The sequence below is a fragment of the Streptomyces sp. NPDC041970 genome (genome assembly GCF_055588985.1).
The window spans coordinates 127286-145256 of record NZ_JBVJCD010000004.1 but is presented as its reverse complement, the minus strand read 5'-3'; the positions used below and the strand labels follow the sequence as shown (position 1 = coordinate 145256).

Genomic DNA, 17971 nt, shown 5'->3' with positions numbered 1-17971 from the left:
GTCTACGAGTGTGTCCCTCCCCGTTCGGTCCCGCGCGCCGGAGCGTGCCGGGTGGCGGCCGCGACCGAGGCCATCAGCTCCGCGTCGAGGAACGACGGGTCGGCGAGCCGGGCGGCGGCGGCGTACGAGGTGAACAGGGCCTTGGTCACCCGCAGCGCCGCCTCGGGGCGGCGGACCACCGGCTTCGCCCAGGCGGCGACCGCGTCGTCCAGCTCCGCCTCGGGCACCACCTTCTGGAGGACCGAGAGCCGGTGCGCCTCGGCGGCGTCGAAGGGGCGGCCGGTGAGGACCAGTTCGCGCACGCGGGCCGCGCCGACCTCGTTGATCAGCCGGGGCAGCAGCCCGCCCCAGGCGGTCGGCAGCCCGAGCGCCAGCTCCGGCAGCCGGAAGACCGCGCTCTCCGCGCCGACCCGCAGATCGCAGGCGAGCGCGAGCGCCATCCCCGCGCCGATGGCCTTGCCGTGGACGCGGGCGATGGTGACGGCCCGGCCGCCGGAGATCGCCTCGCAGACCCGGCGGGCCTTCTCGCCGGCGACGCGGATGCCCTGGCCGGTGGGGTCCTCCTCCAGCCAGTCGGCGAACTCGGCGCGGTCCCCGCCCAGGCAGAAGTCGGCCCCCGCGCCGCTGAGCACCATCACCCGCACTCCGGGGTCGGGCACGGCGACGATGTCCAGCAGGTCGTCGAGCATCGCCTCGCTCACCGCGTTGCCGGTCTCCGGCGCGTGCAGCTCCACGTACAGGACGGGGCCCTCGCGCCGGGTGCGCACCGTGGAGGGCCGCTCGTACGAGGTCAGGAACTCGGGCAGCGAGAGCTTCACGCCGCCACCCCCAGCGAGGTGATCCGCCGGAAGACCATCCGGGAGGCGTACACGGCGGGGGAGGCGGTGCGCAGGGTGGGAAAACGTTCCAGCATTCGCGTCAGGAGCGTGCGGGCCTCCAGCCGGGCCAGCGCCGCGCCCAGGCAGTAGTGCACCCCGCCGCCGAACGTGAGGTGGCCGCCGCCCTTGCGCAGGACGTCGAACGCCTCCGGGTCCGGGTTGCGCCGCGGGTCGTGGTTGGCGGCGCCGTAGAGGACGTGGACCATGCTGTCCTTCGCGATCGGGACGCCGGCCAGGACGGTGTCCTCGGCGGCGATCCGGGTGTTGATGTGGATGGGCGGGTCGTAGCGCAGCACCTCGTCCACGGCCGCGTCGACGTGCTCGGGGTGCTCCCGCAGCCAGCCCCAGCGGCCGGGCTCGGCCAGCAGCAGGGCGGTCATCGACGAGAGCAGCGTCGCGGTGGTCTCCAGCGAGGCGATCGTGACGAACATCGTGAGCCGGTAGAGGATCTCGTCCGCCCGCTCGCGGTCCGGCTCCATCGCGTCCCAGGTGTGGATCCACCCCGTCAGCACGTCCTCGCGGGGCTCCGCCCGGCGCCGCGCGACCAGGGAGGTGAAGTAGGCGCGCAACTGCGCGGTCGCCTCGGCGGAGACGGCGAGCTGCGACTTGGTGGGCAGCAACTCCTGCGCGTACACCTGGTTGTGCGTCATCTCCAGGATGTGCGGGAAGTCGGCGGGATCGATGCCCAGCCAGGAGCCGACGGTGGTGACCGGCAGTTGCTCGGCGACGGTGGAGGCGAAGTCGGCCTCGCCCCAGCGGAGCTTCTGCGCCAGCTCGTCCAGCAGCCGGTCGGCGTCGCGCTCGACGGCGGGGGCGAGGCGTTCGATGGCGGAGCGGTCGAAGAGGTTGCCCAGGCTGCGCCGCTGGCAGGTGTGCTCGGGGGCGTTCAGCCGGGAGAGCGTGGCGGTCATCTCCCGCGTGGCGACGGCCTCCCACCGCTCGGTGTCGTCCTGCCGCTCCTGCCAGGCGAAGTCGGGGGCCAGCCAGGTGCGGCCGCGCAGGACCTGGCTGCAGGCGTCGAAGCCGGTGACGAAGTGGCCGCCCCACGGAGCGCGGACGACGTCACCCATCGCCCGCAGCTCCGCGAGTATCCCGTAGGGGTCGGCCTGGCCCTCCGGAGAGGTGAGTCTACGAAGGAGTGCGACCACCGCCCGCCGACCGTCGGGGGTCCTGGCGGTACCGCCTGTGACGCTCACGCAGAGTTCCTTGTCCTGGGCCCGTGGTTACCGCCCAGAACCTACCCCTGCCAATGTCCACGTCAAGCGTCGATCTCTGTTGCCCCCGTCACATGCATTCGTGACGAATGCCCGTTCTCACCCGCGAATTGTCACCCGGTGGGTCATACGCGAAAGACGTCGAGGAACGAACTCCACCAGCCCTTGGGCTTCTTGCCCGGCTCCGCAGCGTGACGGCCCGCGGGCGCGGCGGGCGCGGACGCGTTCCGGTACGGGTCCGGCAACTGGGCCGAGCCCTGCGCCGGGGGCTGCGCCCCGGTCGAGGCCCGCCGCGCAGCCGTCGGGGTGAACCGCACGGGCAGGGCGACCAGGGCCCGGTGGAAGGGGCCGGGCCGCCAGGCCACGCCGGTGGGCGGCACGGCGAGCGCGAGGTCCGGGACGGTGTTGAGGATCTTCTCGATCGCGGTGAGCGCGATCAGCGTCGCGGGCGACTTGGCCGGGCACACGTGCGGCCCGGCGCCCCACGCCAGGTGCGCCCCCTTGCTGAGGGTGTGGCGGGCGTCGGTGAGCCCCGGATCGCTGTTCGCGGCGGCGAAGCTGATCAGCACGGGGGTGTCCGCGCGCAGGGTCACCCCGTCCAGCTCGATGTCCTGGACCGGGTAGTGCGTGGCGTAGTTGGCGATCGGCGGGTTGTTCCACAGGACGTCGTCGAGCGCGTCCTCGACGAGCATCCCCGAACCGCGCCGCTCGGGCCCGCCCGGCTGGTCGCCGGCGAGCATCAGGAGCAGCGCGTTGGCGATCAGGTTGCGCTCCGGCTCGACGCCCGCGCCCATCAGCATCACCAACTGGTCCTTCAGCTCCTCGTCCCGCAGCCCCGCCGGGTGCTGGATGAGCCAGGAGGTGATGTCCTCGCCGGGCTGGCGGCGCTTGAGCGCGACCAGCTCCATCAGGCACTCCGTCAGGTCGGCGTTGGCGCGCAGCACGTCCTCGCCGTCGAAGATGGCCGACATGGAGCGGGTCAGCCGGTCGCCGATGTCGCCGGGGCAGCCGAAGAGCTGGTTGAACAGCAGCAGCGGCAGCAGCTTGGCGTACTCGTTGAGCAGGTCGGCGGTGCCGCGCTCGATGAACTGGTCGATCAGGTAGTCGGCGATCCGCTCGACGTCCCGGCTCAGCCGGCTGCTGTTGAGCCGGGCCAGGGACTCGGTGACCGCCTTGCGCAGCCGCAGGTGCTCCGCGCCGTCGGTGAACAGGCAGTTGGGCCGGTACACCATCATCGGCAGCACCGGGCTGTCCAGCGGTACGGCGCCCTCGCGCAGCGCGGCCCAGCGCCGCGCGTCGCGGGCGAACAGCGAGGGGTTCTGGAGGACCCGCAGCGCCGCCTCGTGCTGCACGATCAGCGTGGCCTCCACGCCGGGGGCCAGCTCGATGGGGGCCGCGGGGCCGTGGGCCCGGAAGGCGTCGTAGGCGCGGTGCGGATCGGCGGCGAACTCGGGGCCGTACAACGACGTCTGCTGCTGGTGCATGGGGCACCCGGCGGGGGCGTTGTACGGGGTGGCTCCCGGCGACGGGTCCATGTCGGCTTCCTCGGTGTGATCGCGGGGCCCGGTCGGCCCCGGCTTGGGGATACGTGGGGGGGTGCGTCAGGCCACGTGCGCCAGCAGGTGGCGGACCAGGGTGATCAGGGCCTGCGCGGAGGACTTCTGGTCGCGTGCGTCGCAGTAGACGACCGGGGTGTCCGGCAGCAGGTCGAGCGCTTCGCGCAGCTCGTCCTCGGCGTGGCGGGAGTACGGGTCGAAGCTGTTGACCGCGACCGCGTACTCCAGCCCGTACGTCTCGACCAGGTCGATGACGGGGAAGGTGTCGGCGAGCCGCGCCGGGTCGACCAGGAGCAGGGCGCCCAGCGAGCCGCGCGCCATGTCCTCCCACAGCTCGACGAACCGCTGCTGCCCCGGCGTCCCGAACAGGTACAGCACCAGCTCGTCGCTGAGCGTGAGCCGTCCGAAGTCCAGGGCGACGGTCGTCGTCGTCTTGTCGGGCGCGCCGCGCAGGTCGTCGATGTGCGCCGACGCCTGGGTCATCCGCTCCTCGGTGCGCAGCGGCTTGATCTCGGAGAGGGTGCCGATCAGCGTGGTCTTGCCCACGGCGAAGTGCCCGACGACGAGGATCTTCGCCGCGCGCCGCACCGCGTCCGGCACGTAGATGTTCTCAGCCGAACCGGACCTGGAGTCCATGCAACACCTCTTCGAGGATCTTCCTGTCAACGAGCTGGGCCGGCGGCGGCGCCTTGCGGCGCAGCAGGTGTCCCTGGTGGCTTAAATCCTGGAGCAGCAGACGGGCCACTCCCACGGGCAGGCCGAGGTGGCCGGCGACCTCGGCCACCGACAGGTAGCCGCCGGAGCACAGCTCCCAGATCGCCTTCACCTCGGGGCTCGGGTTCGGCGGAGGCTGGCTCTCGGGGGCGAGGGTGACCAGCGTGACGAGGGAGAGGTCCTCCGCGTCGGGCAGCCCCCGTCCCCCGGTGATGACGTAGGACCGGACGAACCCGCTGCTGACCTGCTGCTCCTCGCCCGGCGCGGTCATATCTCGCTGTCCGCGTGTCGGCGGGGGGGCGTGGTCATCGCCTTCCCCAGTGCGGTGACCTGCTGCTGCATCCGGAAGGACATCGCCTCCATGTCCACGTCGGCGGCCGCGGTCGCCGCCAGGTAGGCGCCGCTGCCCGCGGCGATCAGGAAGATCCAGCCGTCGTCGTACTCGAGGAGCGTCTGCCGCCAGCGGCCGGGCTCGCGGGTCCCGATGAAGGGGGCGACCGCCCGGCTGAGGGACTGCATGGAGCTCATGGCCGCGGCGACGGTCTCGGCGTCGTCCCGGCCGATCTCGCTGGAGTTGGCGAGCAGAAGGCCGTCGGCGGACACCAGGATCGCGTGCCGGGCGCCGGGTACCTGGAGCACATCGTTGAGCACCCAGGTGAGGTCGGGGTTCACTGGAACTCGGGTCCTTCCGTCGTCGTCGTGTCCCGCCCGGACCGGGTACCGCGCTGGAACGCGCCCAGCCGCGAGGCGGTCTCCTCGTTGCTGCGTACGGGCTGCGGCTCGACCGAGGGCACCGCCGAGACCGGGCTCTTGCGACGACGCTTCGGCAGCCCCCCGGCGGTGGTGGTGATCTGGGGGAGCTGCTGGGTGGCGGTGTCCGGCTGGGGGGTGGGCGGGAAGAGCGGTGTGGGGGCCGGGGCGGGGGCGGGGGCGGGGCGCGGGTCCGGCGGGCGGACCTGCTGCTGGTGCCCGTACGCCTCGGGCGCCTCGGCGGGGGCCGGGGCGGACGGCGGCGCCTCGGTGGTGAGCAGTTCGTCGGGGATGAGCACCACCGCGCGTACGCCTCCATAGGGGGAAACGGAGTCCACCGAGACCCGGAAGCCGTAGCGGGCGGCGAGCATCCCGGAGACGGCGAACCCGAACTGCGGCGGTATGCCCAGGCTGGAGACGCTGATCGCCGCCTGGGGGGAGAGGAGGGCCGCTGCGCGGTCCTTCTCCTCCTGGCCCATGCCGAGGCCGGCGTCGTCGACGATGAGGCAGACGCCCGACGGCACGGCTTGGATGTTGATCTCCACCGGGGTGCCCGGCGCGGAGTAGTTCGTCGCGTTGGCGAGCAGTTCGGCGAGGACCACGGCGACGGGCTCCACCGCCCTGCTGACGACGGAGAAGTTGACCTGGCCGTTGACGCGGACCCGGTCGAAGTGGCGGATGCGGCCCTGGGCGCTGCGGGCCACGTCGAAGACGGAGGCCACGGTCTCGCGCCGGCCGAGCCAGCCGCCGCAGAGGACGGCGATGCCCTGGGCGCGCCGGCCGAACTGGCTGTTGGCGTGGTCGACGGCCATCAGGTCGGCGAGGATGCCGGGGTCGTCGCCGTACTTGCGCTGGGCCTTCTCGATCACGACCTGCTGCTCGTCGGCGAGGCCCTGGAGGGTGCGGACGGCGGCCTTGAGGACCGCCTTCGTCTCCTCCTCGGCGTCCTTGCGCACCTCGGCCAGCTCGGAGGCCTGGCGCTGGAGCATCCCGTTGTGGACGACGTGCAGTTCGTCGCGCTGACGCAGCAGTTCGTCGCGTTCGCCGCGCAGCTCCGTGTTCTGTCTGCGCAGTTTGACGTTGGTCGCGCGAGCCCGCAGGACGGCACCCACGGCGACCAGTGCTACGACAGCCAGCGCCCAGATGAGGGGGCCCTGCGAAAATGTCATGAGACTCACTTCAAGTGCCATGGCTGGAAACGGCTTGACACCCCGTCAGGCGGCACGCGACCAGGGCTGGTGGGCCAAGACCGTGCGCCGCTCCGAAAGGTGCCCCTCCGAAGGTGGGGCCGAGGAATTCATTCCTCCCGGAATGCCCCCATACGCCATCAGCCCACTGGAAGTAAGATGATCTTATCACTGGCCGCGCGGTGAAATGTCAAGACGGCCACGCCAGTTGCCACTCGACGCGAAACGTTCACATCCCGGTGACATGGAGGACAGTGCTCCGGCCCCGGCGGGACGGGAGGAGGCTCAGCCGGCCGTCGCGTACCGGCTCGCGGGCCGCGCCAGGCCCAGATGCCCGCGCAGGGACGAGGCCGTGTACGCGGTACGGAACACCCCGCGCCGCCGCAGCTCCGGCACCAGGCTCCGGGTGATCGCGGTGAGGTCGTGCGGCAGGGCGCCCGGCCGCAGCCGGAAGCCGTCCAGCCCCGCCTCCCGCCAGTCGAGCAGCAGGTCGGCCAGCTCGCCGGGGGTGCCGGCGAAGATCTCCGCGTCGGAGGCGAGGGCCGCCCCGGCCAGCTCGTCCAGCTCCGCCCTGCGCCGGGCCGCCGCCCCCGGCTCCTCGTCCAGGAAGACCAGGAGGTCGGCGAAGGTGCGCAGCGGCCGCTCCGCCACGTCCCGGCCCGCGCCCTCCACCGCCGCCCCGACCTGCGCCAGGATCGCCTCGACGCCCTCGCGGTCGTGCGGGGTGACGCAGACGAGGTCGGAGGCGGCGGCCGCGAACTCGTACGGGGTCGAGGCGTGCGCGAGGCTCACCACCAGCGGCTGGCCCTGGGGGGAACGCGGGGTGGTCGAGGGGCCCTTGACGCTGAAGTCCGTCCCCCGGAAGTCGATGTGGTGGACCTTGTCGCGGTCCAGGAAGCGGCCGGTGGCCGCGTCCCGTATCTCCGCGTCGTCCTCCCAACTGTCCCAGAGCAGCCGCACCGCCTCGACCGCCTCCGCGCCCTCCGCGAAGAGGCCGCGCAGCCGCTTGGCGATCAGTTCCGGGTCGGTGACGTCGTCCTCGGTGAGCTGGGGGGTGGTGCGGCGGCCGAAGTGGGCGGCGTCGGCCGCGCGGGAGGCTATCTGCGGCCGCCAGCCGGCCCGGCCCCGGCTCGCGTGGTCGAGCGTGGCGATCCCGATGGCCACGTGGAACGGCTCGGTGTGGGTGACGTTCGCGGTCGGCACCAGGCCGATGCGGTGGGTGAGCGGGGCCAGGTACGCCGCCAGCAGCACCGCGTCCACGCTGCCCCGGACCTGGTCGGTGCGGTCGTCGGGCCGGTGGAAGGCGGCGGACTGGAGCCCGAGGGCGTCCTCCAGGGTGACGAAGTCGAGCAGGCCCCGCTCGGCCTCGGCGACCAGGTCGGCCCAGTAGGCGGCGGTCAGCAGCTCGCCGGGCCGGGCTCCCTCGGCGCGCCAGGCCGCCGGGTGCCAGCCCGCCCCGTCGAGGGCGACGGCGAGGTGCAGCGGTCCGCCGGGGGCGCGGGAGGTGCCGGTCATGCGGAGGTCTCCTTCTCGGGGCGGGGGGCCGGGCGGTCGCGGCGTGCGGACCAGGCGGCCGGGCGGGGCGCGTCGGCCAGGCCCAGGTGGTGCCGGAGCGTCGTGCCCGTGTACTCCTCGCGGTGCACGCCCTTCTCCTGGAGCAGCGGGACCACCCGCTCCACCACGTCGTCCAGGCCGCCGGGGGTGAGGTGGGGGACGAGGACGAAGCCGTCGGCGCCGTCGGTCTGGACGAAGTGGTCGATGGCGTCGGCGACCGTGCGCGGGCTGCCGACGAACGTCTGGCGGCCGCCGATCTCGATCACCAGCTCCCGGATCGACAGCTTCCGCTCCTCGGCGAGCGCGCGCCACCGCCGCGCCGTCGCCGCCCGGTCCTTGCGGAAGACGGAGTGCCCCTTCAGGAAGTGGGCGTCGTCCTCGGGCTCGACGTCGGGCAGCGGCCCGTCCGGGTCGTACGCCGACAGGTCGCGCCCCCACACCGCCTCCAGGTGGGCGATCGCGGTCTGCGGGCTCACCAGCTCGCGGCTGATCTCCGCCGCGTACGCGGCGGCCTCCTCGTCGGTGTCGGCGACGACCGCGTTGGCGGTGGGGAGGATCAGCAGGTCGCCGGGGCTCCGCCCGTAGCGGGCCAGGCGCCGCTTCACGTCCTGGTAGAAGGCGCGGGCCGCGTCGATCTGGTTGTGCTTGCTGAAGATGACCTCGGCGTCGGACGCGGCGAACTCGCGGCCCGCGTCGGACTCGCCCGACTGGATGACCACCGGGTGGCCCTGCGGACCGGACGGGGTGGTGAACCGGCCGGAGATGGAGAAGTGCCGGCCCTCGTGGGCGAAGGCGCCGGCCCCGGCCCGGACGAACTCGCCCGTCGCCGCGTCGGCCCGCAGGTCGTCCTCGGCCCAGCTCTCCCACAGGGTGCGGGCCGCGGTGAGGAACTCGGCGGCCCGGCTGTAGCGGTCGGCCTCCGGGAGGAAGCCGCCCCGGCGGAAGTTCTCGCCGGTGAAGGCGTCGTAGCTGGTGACCACGTTCCACGCGGCCCGTCCCCCGCTGAGCCGGTCCAGGGTGGCCAGCCGGCGCGCCACCTCGTACGGCTCGTTGAAGGTGGCGTTGACCGTGGCGGCCAGGCCGAGCCGGGTGGTGGCGGCGGCCAGGGCGCTGAGCACCGTCAGGTTCTCCGGCCGCCCCGCGATGTCCAGGTCGTAGATCCGCCCCTTGTGCTCGCGCAGCCGCAGCCCCTCGGCGAGGAAGAAGAAGTCGAACTTGCCGCGTTCGGCGGTCTGCGCGAGACGGATGAAGGAGTCGATGGATATCTGGCTCTCGGAGCGGGGGTCCGACCAGACGGTCACGTTGTGGATGCCCGGCAGTTGCGCTGCGAGGTGCACCTGTTTCCTGGCGGTGGCGGGCACGGTGCGGTCTCCTCCTGCGAAGCCGGGGGCCTGGAGTGGGGTGGGGGATGGCGGGGTGGCCTTCAGAGAGTGCACGGGCCGGTCGACCCGCGTACAGGTCGACCGGCCCCGTTTCACGCGGAGTTCACGCCGTGGTGACAGAAGCCCCCGTGTCCCGCGACCGGTCGGGGGCGGGGGTGGTGAAGGGGGGCGGGGACACGAACCGCACCTGGTTCTCGAAGGCCACGCCGTGGCTCTTGACGTCGATGGCGATGCGGTCGCCGTCGGCGATCCGGAACCCGTCGTGGAAGCTGGCCTCGTCCGCGCCCAGGAGCACGTAGTTGACCAGGCCGGGCCGCCGCACCGCCGGGAAGGTGAACAGGTGGTCCGCCATCTCCTCCACCCGGTAGTAGAGGGCGTCGTCGCCGCAGTCGAAGCCGCCCTCCCACGCCGTCACGCCGTCCCGCACGATCGTGACGCGTCCGGTCACCGTGCGCGGCGGCGGGCCGAGGAACAGCCAGGGGGCGAGGGCGGTGTCGCACAGCTTGCAGTACGGGTTGTAGCCGGGGTCCTTGCGGTGCAGGCCGATGTCGCACAGGTCGTTGCCGAAGGTGTAGCCCGCGTAGTGGGGCGTGCCGTCGGCGTCGTTGACGTAGACCAGGGCGATCTCCGGCTCCTCGATCAGCGCCACCGGCCGCGCGGGCACGTTCAGCGGCTCGCCCGGCAGCCGCACCCAGTCGCCGAACCCCTTGAAGAACCACTTGGGCGGCACGAACTCCCCGCCCTCCGGGGCCGACTCACCGCCCCACTTCTTCTGGTGCGTGCCCATGAAACCGCTCAGCAGGGCCTGGCCCGAGGCCTCCGGCAGCAGCGGCGGCAGCAGCCGCAGCTCCGGGTCCCCGGCGGTGGTCACGACGGAGTCGGCGTCCTCGGTGAGGGCGGCCCGCAGGGCCTCGGGCGAACCGCCCGAGGCGATGACGGCGGCCGCGACCCGGCCGGCGTCCGCCCGGTACAGGGTCTGCCGCGCACCGGGCTGCGGAAGGCCGAAGCCGACGTGGCGCTCCCCCTCGTACAGGGCCTCGAACAGGACGGGAAGGTGGGGCTGGGACGGCTGGGACACGGATGACTCCTTGATGGGGTGGGCGGGTTCGTTCGTCAGTACGGAGTGGGGGCGGGGGCCTTCCGGCCCGTGAGGTCGGCCAGGACCTCGCCGATCCGGTCGACCTGCTCCCGGACCCACGGCAGGGCGAGCGGGTCCGCCGCCTCCAGAGCGGCGGTGCGGTGCTCCTCGGTGTCGCCGTAGAGCCGGCTGGTCGCGGCCCGGACGCGCAGGGGGCGGACGGGCTCGCCGAACGCGCTCGCGGGCAGCACGCCGACCCCGTAGCGCTCCGAGAGCAGCCCGGCCAGCGCGTCGCCGTCCGACACGCCGTGCGTGCGCGCGAGCCGGTCCCGCAGCGGCTCGAAGTCCGGGTAGAGGTAGCTGGTCGCCGTGACGGGGGCCAGCAGGGCGCCCGCGGCGGTGAAGCGGGCGGCGACCGCGCGCACCACCCTCTCGTGCAGCCGCCGGCTCGCCGCGACGCGCTCGGCGATCTCCGGCGGCTCCCCGAAGGCGTACGCGGCGGCCGTCTGCACGGGCGCCGGCGGGCTGGACCAGATCTGGCTGGCGACGGCCACGAGCCGGGTGCGCAGGGCGTGCCCCAGCTCGCTGTCGGGCAGCCGGGCCGCCCCCGTGCGCCAGCCGCCCAGCGCCAGGCTCTTGGTCAGCCCGGTGGTGACGACGGTCCGCTCCGGCGCGTGCAGGGCCGGGGAGACGTCCGGCGCGGACGCGTCGTACACCAGGTCGCGGTAGATCTCGTCGGAGACGATGACGAGGTCCAGCTCGCGGGCCGCCCGCGCCAGCCGCCCCACGGTGTCGGCCGACGCGATCGTGCCGGTCGGGTTGTCCGGCACCGTCACGACGACCGCGCGGGGGTCGCGCCCGGCGGCGCGGGCGGCGGCGACCGCCTCGCGCAGCCGGTCCGGGTCGGGCACCCCGCCCTGGCCGGGCAGGATCGGCACCGGGACCGGCCGCGCCCCGGCGAGGCGGGCCTGCGCCGCGTAGCTGACCCAGCTCGGCACCGGCACGACCACGTCGCCGCCGATGGCCAGGAGCAGCGCGAACAGCAGCGCCTTGCTGCCCGGCCCGGCCACCACCAGCTCCGGGTCGACGCCCAGCGCGCGCCGCTCCCAGTACCCGGCGACGGCGGTGCGCAGGGCGGGGCTGCCGGCGACGGAGCCGTACGCGTTCTCGGCGGCCGCCGCGGCGAGCCGGTCCCTGAGCGCGGGCAGGACGGGCAGCCCGATCTCCCCGGAGGCCATCGACAGGACCCGCTCCCCGGCCCGGCGTCTGCGGGCCAGGGCCTCGTCGGCGGCGAGGGTCGCCGACAGGGCGACCGGTGTCGGTTCGGGCATGACGGCGGCTCCAGTGATCGGGGGCGAGGGGGAGGGGCGGGTGCGGGTCAGGGGGTCGGGGCCGTCCCGGCGTACCGCTCGCGCAGCTCCGCCTTGCGGACCTTGCCGGTCAGGGTCTTCGGGAGGGCGGGGACCGCCTCCACCCGGTCCGGGAGGAAGAGGGCGTCGTGGCCCGCCTCCGTGATCCGGGCCCGGACGTCGGCGAGCGACGGGCCCGGCCCGCCGTCGCGCGGCACCACGACGGCGAGGAGCGCCTCCCCGGCCCCGTCCGGTGCGGGCAGGCCGACCAGGGCCGCCTCGACGGCCTCGGGGTGGCTGCCGATCACCGCCTCCAGCTCCGTCATCGGCGCCACCCGCCCGTCCCGCACGACCGCGTCGCGGGCCCGGCCGATGATGCGGATGCCGCCCCGGCCGTCGTCGCGGGCGAGGTCGCCGGTGTCGAACCAGCCGTCCGCGTCCAGCTCCGCCGCGAACGCCTCGGGCCGCCGGTGGTACCCGAGCGCGAGCGACGCGCCGCGCACCTTGAGCCGGCCCACGCGGGAGCCGCCGTCCGCCCCGGAGCCGCCGTCCCCGGACGCGAGCGGTCCGAACGGCTCGATGCGGGTCTCCATGCCGGGCACGGCGCTGCCGTTGCTCCGCGCGGCCCAGCCCTCCGGGTCCTCGGGCCGGGTCGTGGTCACGGGCCCGTTCTCGGACATGCCCCACAGGGAGTGGGCGCGTGCGCCGAGCGTCGCCCGGACCTCGTCGGCCAGCTCCTCCAGGACCGGCGCCGAGCCGATCACCACATGCCGCAGCGTGCGGGTGTCCCGCCGCTCGGCGCGCTGCGAGGCGGCGACGTCGGCGAGGGTGGCGGGCGGCCCGTACAGGAGGGTGGCCCCGTACCGCTCGACCAGGTCCAGCAGCGCCTCGTTGCGGCGTACGTCCTGGAAGGCGACGGTGCCGCCGAGCATGACGCCCGCCAGGACGCCCTGCGCGAACCCCGAGTAGTGGACGAGCGGCGTGGAGACGGCCGCCACCCAGTCGTCGCCCGCGCCGAAGGCGTCGACGTAGCCGCGCACCGCCGCGTGGACCGTGTTCTGGCTGTGCAGGACGCCCTTGGAGGGCCCGGTGGTGCCGGAGGTGAAGAGGACCACGAACGGCTCGTCGGCCGTGAGCGCCAGGCCGTCCAGCCGGGCGGCGGCCCCCTCGGCCTCCTCCCGCTCCCGCGCCGCGAAGTGCTCGTGGAAGTCGAGCGCGCCGTCGGGGGCCGGGCCGTCGACCACCACCACGTGCTCCAGGGACGGCAGTTCGTCCCGGAGCTCGGTGACGATCCGGGCCAGCGGCGTCCCCGCCCACGCGGGGAGCGTCACGCACACGCGGGCCCCGGTGAGGCTGAGGCGGTGGCGCAGCTCGTCCTTCGTGCAGATGGGCGAGATGGGGATGATCACCGCGCCGATCCGCAGCGTGGCGAAGATCAACGGCACCATCTCCCACCGGTTGGGGAGCTGGACGGCGACGAAGTCGCCCCGCCGCACGCCGAGATCGAGCAGGGCGAGGGCGAACCGGTCGGTCAGCCGGTCCAGTTCGGCGTAGTCGAGCGTGTCGGTACGGGACTCCGCGACGCGCCGGCCCGCGATGGCCGTCCGGTGCGGGCGCAGCCGGGCCTGCCGGTGCAGGTCGTCGAGGAAGGTCTCGTCCCGCCACCAGCCCCGCCGGCGGTACTCGGCGGCGCGCTCCGGGCTGATCCGGCGCCCCGCGTCGTGCTCCGGCGCGCCCGCTTCGGGGGCCGTGGCCGTCTCCGTGCCCGCCGCGGCCATCAGCGGTCCTTCCGGCGGGCCGCGAGCAGCTCGGGCAGCGGGTTGCCCGCCCGCGCGGCCGCGATCTCCAGCAGGTCGCGGGTGTTCTGCCGGACCCGGTCGCCGACCCAGTCGAAGACCCACGCCTTGCGGGCCTCGGCGGGCAGGTCGAAGGGGACGACCCGCGTGACGGCCAGGGCCGCCGACGCGGCGCCGCCGATGTTGGCGATGACGCCCGGCACCAGGGCCGCCCCCGACGCCGCCACCTTCTCCTTCGCCGCCGCGCTGGAGGCGAGGTTGGCCCCCTCGACCACCAGGCCGGCGCGCAGCCGGTGGGTGTTCTCGGCGGTGAGCGCGTACTTCTGCGCCGCCAGGATCAGGATGTCCGCGTCGACGTCGAGCCAGGCGTCCGGCTCACCGGAGAGCGTCACGTTCTGCGGCAGGCGCGTCCGGTCGATCCGCCCGAACTCGTCGGTGACGGCGACCAGGTCGGCCACCGGCAGCCGGTCGGCGCTGATCGTGCCCTGGACGTCCGCGACGCCCACGACGGTGTGCCCGCGGTCCTCCAGGAACCGCGCCACCGCCCGGCCCACCGCGCCGAAGCCCTGCACCACGACACGGGCCGGGTCGGTGCGGCCGCTCGCCTCCAGGGCGGTGAGCGCGGCGACCCCGACGCCGTGGCCGGTGGCGTCGATCAGCGGCTCGTAGTAGGTGCGCCAGTCGATCGGCATGTCCGGGGCGCCCAGCCGGTAGCGGGGGTCGTACCCGGCCTCGGCGAAGAAGACGGCCCGGTCGGCGGGGGTGACGCCCATGTCGATGCCGAGGTGGATGCCGCCGTGCAGCAGCGGCTTCACCGTGCGGCCGAAGGTGCGGAAGGTCTGCTCGCGGTCGGCGCCGTCGGCGACGATGCCCGCCTTGGCGCCGCCGATGCGCAGGCCCGCCAGGGTGAACTTCTCGGTCATGTCGCGGGCCAGGCCCGCGACCTCCTCCTCGGTCACACCGGGGGTCATCCGGGTGCCGCCCATCGCCAGGCCGTCGACGAGCGTGTCGACGACCACCCAGCCCTTGATGGCGCCGCCGCTGCCGTGGAGGTGGGTGGTGAAGGCGGGTTCCTGCGGGACTTCCAGAGCACTCATGGCCGATTCCTTGTGTGGGTGCGTGAAGGGGCGCGCCGGACTCGGGACGAGGGGAGCCGGGCGTCGGGCGTCGGGTGAGGGGCGGGTCACTGGTAGAGCTGGGCGAAGCCCCGCAGGATCTCCAGGCCGTCCTTGCGGAACTCCAGGTGCGCCTGGGAGCCCAGGACGCGGCCGTCGTCCGACCGCAGGAACTCCACGGGCGCGTGCTCGGAGCGGCCGATGGAGCGGTAGCCGGGCGGAGCCTCCTGGAGGTAGAGCGTGTGCCGGTGGAAGACGGTGACCGTCGGCTTCACGTAGGTGAACAGCGGCTCCTCGGTGTCCACCTGCACCTCGTAGCCGCCCACCCGCTGCTCGCCCTCGGCCAGTCGGCCGCCGGCCGCGACGGCGATGATCTGCATCCCGCCGCAGATGCCGAAGACGGGGACGTCGGTGGTGGTGACGAGGTCGATCAGCGGCCGGTAGAACGCGCTGTCGTAGGCGCGCACCTTGGTGCCGCTCAGCACGATCGCCTGGTAGCGGCCGTCCACCCGGGCGGGCACGGAGGAGGCGTCCACCGTGTCGGTCTCCGAGCCCAACGCCTCGAAGCGGGCGCGCAGTTGCTTGAGGGACAGGGTGCCGTTGTTGACGACCAGCACACGGGAGGGGGTCATGCGGGCGCTCCAGACACTCGTACGTCGGCATCGGCTTCGGGTCCGGCGGCGGGCTCGGCTCCGGCGCGGTCGGCGGTGATGAGCGTGCCGGTGCGGCCGGCCAGCAGCTCGGACACGGCGGCGCTGCCGATGACGACCCGCTCCACGCCGTGGCCCAGGGCCTCGCCGGCGGCCCGCAGCTTCTTGCGCATCCCGCCCCTCGCGCCCTTGTCGCGGAAGGCGGCGGCCTCCCCGGCGCTGATCCGGCGCACCGGCTCCCCGTCGATCAGGAGGTGGCCGACGTCGGTGACCAGGACCAGGTCGGCGGCGCCGGTGGCCCCGGCGATCGCCGCGGCGGCCCGGTCGGCGTCGGTGTTGACCTCCCGGCCCGCCGCGTTCCGGGCCAGCGGGGTGACCAGGCAGGCGTGGCCGGCCCGGAGGTTCGCCAGCGGCGCGGGATCGACCCCGGTGATCGGGCCGACCAGGTTCTCCAGCTCGACGAGCTGCTTCTCCCGCCACCACCAGCGCTCGCCCTCGCCCGCGCTGACCAGGCCGTCGCTGCCGAGCACGCGCTCGGCGGTGACGCCCCGGCTCCCGAGCCGCCCGAGGACGTCCTCGGCCAGCTCCGCGCTGACGGTCTTGATGTCGGTGATGACCTCGGGCGTGGTCCACCGGCTCTGGTTGCCGTACCGGTCGCGCAGGACCGCCGACGGCTCGCTGTAGCGGGGGCTGAGCTGCTTGAGCGGCTTGGACCAGCCGTGCACGAGGACCAGCGGGCGGTCCCGGCCGAGCCGGGCCAGGTCGTCCCACCAGCCGCCGTCGAGGTCGTCCAGGCAGCTCCCGCCGAGCTTGACCACCGTGGGGACGGGCTGCCGCGCGCTCATGCCGGCATCACCGGCTGCTGCCCGAGCCCGGTCTCCTCCGGCAGCCCGAACCGCAGGTTCGCCGCCTGCACGGCCTGCCCCGCGGCCCCCTTGACGAGGTTGTCGAGCGCGGCGAGCACGACGATCCGGCCGCCCTCCTCGTCGTGCAGGGCGGTCACGTCGGCGAAGTTGGAGCCGAGCACCGCCTGCGGGTCGGGCACCGGGATCAGCGTCTCGTCGTGCCGGCGCACCCGGACGAACGGCCGCCCCTTGTAGAAGCGCAGGTAGGCCCGCGTCAGCGTGCGCTGGTCGACCTCGTCGTCGGTGAAGACGTAGGAGGAGGTGAGCAGTCCGCGCACGTGCGAGACGCCGTACGCCGACATCGTCAGGTTGCCGACCGTGCCGGGCTTGCTCCGCTCCAGGAAGTCCCCGACCTCGGCGGCGTGCCGGTGCCCGGTGGGGGAGTACGGGGCGATGGCCCCGGACCGGAAGGGGTGCAGGTCGGAGGTGCGCAACTGGAGGCCGCCGCCGCTGGACCCGCTCTTGCCGTCCACCACCACCGTCTTCAGGTTCAGCCCGAGGCCGAGGGTGAGCGGGGCCAGGCCCAGCGTGATCGCGGTGGCGTAGCAGCCGGGCAGCGAGATCAGCGCCGCGTCGGCCAACTGGTCGCCGAGCAGCTCCGGTACGCCGTACACGAAGCGGTCCGCCAGGTCGGCGCGGCGCCTGACCTTCGGGTACCAGCGGTCGTGCAGCTCCGGCGTGCGGATGCGGAAGGCGCCGCTGAGGTCGACGATCGCCGGGACGCGGTCCGCGAGCAGCGCGGCCAGGTCGGCCGAGACCGGTGCCGGGGTGGCCAGGAAGAAGACGTCGGCCTTGTCGGCGACGTCCTCGGTGACCGGCTGCACGGTCAGGCCGTGGTCGAGGCGGAGGCCGGGGTGGAGTTCGGAGGGGCGGCGGCCGATGTTGGACGCGCCCCCGAGGAAGGTCAGCTCCAGTTCGGGGTGCTGGGTGATGAGGCGGATGAGATCGCCGCCGGCGAGCCCGGAGGCGCCGATGACTCCTGCACGGATCATGCGAGCAGCTCCTGCACGTAACGGCCGATGGCCGAGGGGATGTCCGCGCCGGTGGCCGAGGCCACCGCCCGGAAGCCCGGCGCGTGGTTGACCTCGTTGACGACGTAGCCGTCGGGGGTGGCGAAGAGGTCGACCCCGTAGATGCCGGGCCCGAGCGCACCCACCACACCGTCGATGATCTTGAGGACGTCGGGGTCGTGCGCGACCGGGCGGTTCCTGTTGCCGAGCGCGGCGTTGTTGCGCCAGTCGCTCCCGCCGCTCTCGAACTCCGCCGCGCCGATCAGCTCGCGCCCGACGACCAGGCACCGCACGGAGCTGCCGCCGAGGTAGGGCTCGACCACGCTGGCCTGCTCGAAGGCGTGGGCCAGGTCCTCGACGTAGTCGTACACGGAGTGGGCGGTGTCGGCGTGCCGGATCAGCGTGACCCGCTTGCCCATGCCCCCGAAGACGGGCTTGAGGACGAGGGGCGTCGGCAGGTCGGCGAGCGCCTTGTCGAAGTCCTTGCGGGAGAGCACGAGCCGGTGGTCGGGGACCGGCACGCCCGCGGTGTGCAGCAGGGCGCGCAGGGCGGCCTTGTTCTCGCAGGCGTGGATGGCGCGTGCGGTGTTGAGCGTGGGGACGCCGGCCGCCTCGGAGAGCGTGGCGATCAGCCCGCCGCGGGTGTAGCTGCGGCTGCGGATCAGCAGGGTGTCGTACCCCCTGATCGCCGGGGCGTCTGGGTGGCCGAGGGAGAGCGACTCGTCGTTGACCCAGTCGATGCGCAGGCCGAACGCCGGGGCCGCCTCGATGAGGAGGCGCTCCTCCCAGGCGACGCGGTCCGCGACGAGGGCGACGGGACGGGGAGCGGCCAT

17 protein-coding genes are annotated in these 17971 nt (G+C 74.0%); all 17 read right to left on the bottom strand.

The features are described 5' to 3' along the window. Positions 1-2: 2 nt before the first annotated feature. The 17 genes from ACZ6EJ_RS04215 to ACZ6EJ_RS04135 all read right to left on the bottom strand — a co-directional run bounded on the left by ACZ6EJ_RS04215 (position 3) and on the right by ACZ6EJ_RS04135 (position 17971). Positions 3-818 carry an enoyl-CoA hydratase/isomerase family protein gene (locus tag ACZ6EJ_RS04215; RefSeq protein ID WP_469264444.1) on the bottom strand — a complete coding sequence of 272 codons (816 nt, stop codon included), beginning with the start codon at positions 816-818 and terminating at the stop codon, positions 3-5. Continuing rightward, positions 815-1948: a cytochrome P450 gene (locus ACZ6EJ_RS04210; RefSeq protein ID WP_469264517.1), complete on the bottom strand. Its 1134-nt coding sequence runs from the start codon at positions 1946-1948 to the stop codon at positions 815-817. The genes ACZ6EJ_RS04215 and ACZ6EJ_RS04210 overlap by 4 nt, the downstream gene beginning before the upstream one ends. Positions 1949-2217: 269 nt before the next feature. Further along, entirely contained in the window at positions 2218-3627 is a 1410-nt protein-coding gene (locus tag ACZ6EJ_RS04205; protein ID WP_469264442.1) for a cytochrome P450 family protein, read from the bottom strand. A 66-nt stretch (positions 3628-3693) separates the two neighbouring features. Beyond that, positions 3694-4284, bottom strand: a complete 591-nt coding sequence (locus tag ACZ6EJ_RS04200) for a GTP-binding protein (protein ID WP_469264441.1) — start codon at positions 4282-4284, stop codon at positions 3694-3696. Next, positions 4259-4633 (bottom strand): DUF742 domain-containing protein, encoded by a 375-nt coding sequence (locus ACZ6EJ_RS04195; RefSeq protein ID WP_469264439.1) that lies wholly within the window; start codon positions 4631-4633, stop codon positions 4259-4261. The genes ACZ6EJ_RS04200 and ACZ6EJ_RS04195 overlap by 26 nt, the downstream gene beginning before the upstream one ends. Beyond that, on the bottom strand, positions 4630-5034 hold the full coding sequence (locus tag ACZ6EJ_RS04190) for a roadblock/LC7 domain-containing protein (RefSeq protein ID WP_469264437.1): 405 nt from the start codon (positions 5032-5034) through the stop codon (positions 4630-4632). The genes ACZ6EJ_RS04195 and ACZ6EJ_RS04190 overlap by 4 nt, the downstream gene beginning before the upstream one ends. Next, the gene (locus tag ACZ6EJ_RS04185; RefSeq protein WP_469264435.1) at positions 5031-6281 is read right to left on the bottom strand and encodes an ATP-binding protein; all 1251 of its coding nucleotides are present in this window, start codon (positions 6279-6281) and stop codon (positions 5031-5033) included. The genes ACZ6EJ_RS04190 and ACZ6EJ_RS04185 overlap by 4 nt, the downstream gene beginning before the upstream one ends. Before the next feature lie 303 nt (positions 6282-6584). Next, positions 6585-7814: an LLM class flavin-dependent oxidoreductase gene (locus ACZ6EJ_RS04180; RefSeq protein WP_469264434.1), complete on the bottom strand. Its 1230-nt coding sequence runs from the start codon at positions 7812-7814 to the stop codon at positions 6585-6587. Next, positions 7811-9214, bottom strand: coding sequence for an NtaA/DmoA family FMN-dependent monooxygenase (locus ACZ6EJ_RS04175; protein ID WP_469264432.1), 1404 nt, complete (start codon positions 9212-9214; stop codon positions 7811-7813). Before ACZ6EJ_RS04175 ends, ACZ6EJ_RS04180 begins: the two co-directional genes overlap by 4 nt. Before the next feature lie 124 nt (positions 9215-9338). Next, complete coding sequence (locus tag ACZ6EJ_RS04170; protein WP_469264431.1) at positions 9339-10313, bottom strand: fumarylacetoacetate (FAA) hydrolase; 975 nt, start codon at positions 10311-10313, stop codon at positions 9339-9341. 35 nt (positions 10314-10348) lie between these two features. Then, a complete protein-coding gene (locus ACZ6EJ_RS04165; protein ID WP_469264430.1) occupies positions 10349-11644 on the bottom strand; it encodes a pyridoxal phosphate-dependent aminotransferase in 1296 nt (431 codons plus the stop codon). A 47-nt stretch (positions 11645-11691) separates the two neighbouring features. Continuing rightward, entirely contained in the window at positions 11692-13440 is a 1749-nt protein-coding gene (locus ACZ6EJ_RS04160; RefSeq protein WP_469264429.1) for an AMP-binding protein, read from the bottom strand. Next, positions 13440-14555, bottom strand: a complete 1116-nt coding sequence (locus ACZ6EJ_RS04155) for a Glu/Leu/Phe/Val dehydrogenase dimerization domain-containing protein (protein ID WP_469264427.1) — start codon at positions 14553-14555, stop codon at positions 13440-13442. Before ACZ6EJ_RS04155 ends, ACZ6EJ_RS04160 begins: the two co-directional genes overlap by 1 nt. Before the next feature lie 86 nt (positions 14556-14641). Continuing rightward, on the bottom strand, positions 14642-15205 hold the full coding sequence (locus tag ACZ6EJ_RS04150; protein ID WP_469264425.1) for a type 1 glutamine amidotransferase: 564 nt from the start codon (positions 15203-15205) through the stop codon (positions 14642-14644). Then, positions 15202-16068 (bottom strand): amino acid kinase family protein, encoded by an 867-nt coding sequence (locus ACZ6EJ_RS04145; RefSeq protein WP_469264423.1) that lies wholly within the window; start codon positions 16066-16068, stop codon positions 15202-15204. The genes ACZ6EJ_RS04150 and ACZ6EJ_RS04145 overlap by 4 nt, the downstream gene beginning before the upstream one ends. Then, positions 16065-17120 (bottom strand): N-acetyl-gamma-glutamyl-phosphate reductase, encoded by a 1056-nt coding sequence (gene argC, locus ACZ6EJ_RS04140; protein ID WP_469264421.1) that lies wholly within the window; start codon positions 17118-17120, stop codon positions 16065-16067. Before argC ends, ACZ6EJ_RS04145 begins: the two co-directional genes overlap by 4 nt. Beyond that, positions 17117-17971: an ATP-grasp domain-containing protein gene (locus ACZ6EJ_RS04135; protein ID WP_469264419.1), complete on the bottom strand. Its 855-nt coding sequence runs from the start codon at positions 17969-17971 to the stop codon at positions 17117-17119. The genes argC and ACZ6EJ_RS04135 overlap by 4 nt, the downstream gene beginning before the upstream one ends.

What these genes read in the sequence shown, in the direction of transcription:
- ACZ6EJ_RS04180 (WP_469264434.1), bottom strand. Translation starts at nt 7,814, where the DNA reads ATGACCGGCACCTCCCGCGCCCCCGGCGGACCGCTGCACCTCGCCGTC.
- ACZ6EJ_RS04135 (WP_469264419.1), bottom strand. Translation starts at nt 17,971, where the DNA reads ATGGCCGCTCCCCGTCCCGTCGCCCTCGTCGCGGACCGCGTCGCCTGG.
- argC (WP_469264421.1), bottom strand. Translation starts at nt 17,120, where the DNA reads ATGATCCGTGCAGGAGTCATCGGCGCCTCCGGGCTCGCCGGCGGCGAT.
- ACZ6EJ_RS04210 (WP_469264517.1), bottom strand. Translation starts at nt 1,948, where the DNA reads ATGGGTGACGTCGTCCGCGCTCCGTGGGGCGGCCACTTCGTCACCGGC.
- ACZ6EJ_RS04145 (WP_469264423.1), bottom strand. Translation starts at nt 16,068, where the DNA reads ATGAGCGCGCGGCAGCCCGTCCCCACGGTGGTCAAGCTCGGCGGGAGC.
- ACZ6EJ_RS04160 (WP_469264429.1), bottom strand. Translation starts at nt 13,440, where the DNA reads ATGGCCGCGGCGGGCACGGAGACGGCCACGGCCCCCGAAGCGGGCGCG.
- ACZ6EJ_RS04155 (WP_469264427.1), bottom strand. Translation starts at nt 14,555, where the DNA reads ATGAGTGCTCTGGAAGTCCCGCAGGAACCCGCCTTCACCACCCACCTC.
- ACZ6EJ_RS04195 (WP_469264439.1), bottom strand. Translation starts at nt 4,633, where the DNA reads ATGACCGCGCCGGGCGAGGAGCAGCAGGTCAGCAGCGGGTTCGTCCGG.
- ACZ6EJ_RS04150 (WP_469264425.1), bottom strand. Translation starts at nt 15,205, where the DNA reads ATGACCCCCTCCCGTGTGCTGGTCGTCAACAACGGCACCCTGTCCCTC.
- ACZ6EJ_RS04205 (WP_469264442.1), bottom strand. Translation starts at nt 3,627, where the DNA reads ATGGACCCGTCGCCGGGAGCCACCCCGTACAACGCCCCCGCCGGGTGC.
- ACZ6EJ_RS04165 (WP_469264430.1), bottom strand. Translation starts at nt 11,644, where the DNA reads ATGCCCGAACCGACACCGGTCGCCCTGTCGGCGACCCTCGCCGCCGAC.
- ACZ6EJ_RS04185 (WP_469264435.1), bottom strand. Translation starts at nt 6,281, where the DNA reads ATGACATTTTCGCAGGGCCCCCTCATCTGGGCGCTGGCTGTCGTAGCA.
- ACZ6EJ_RS04200 (WP_469264441.1), bottom strand. Translation starts at nt 4,284, where the DNA reads ATGGACTCCAGGTCCGGTTCGGCTGAGAACATCTACGTGCCGGACGCG.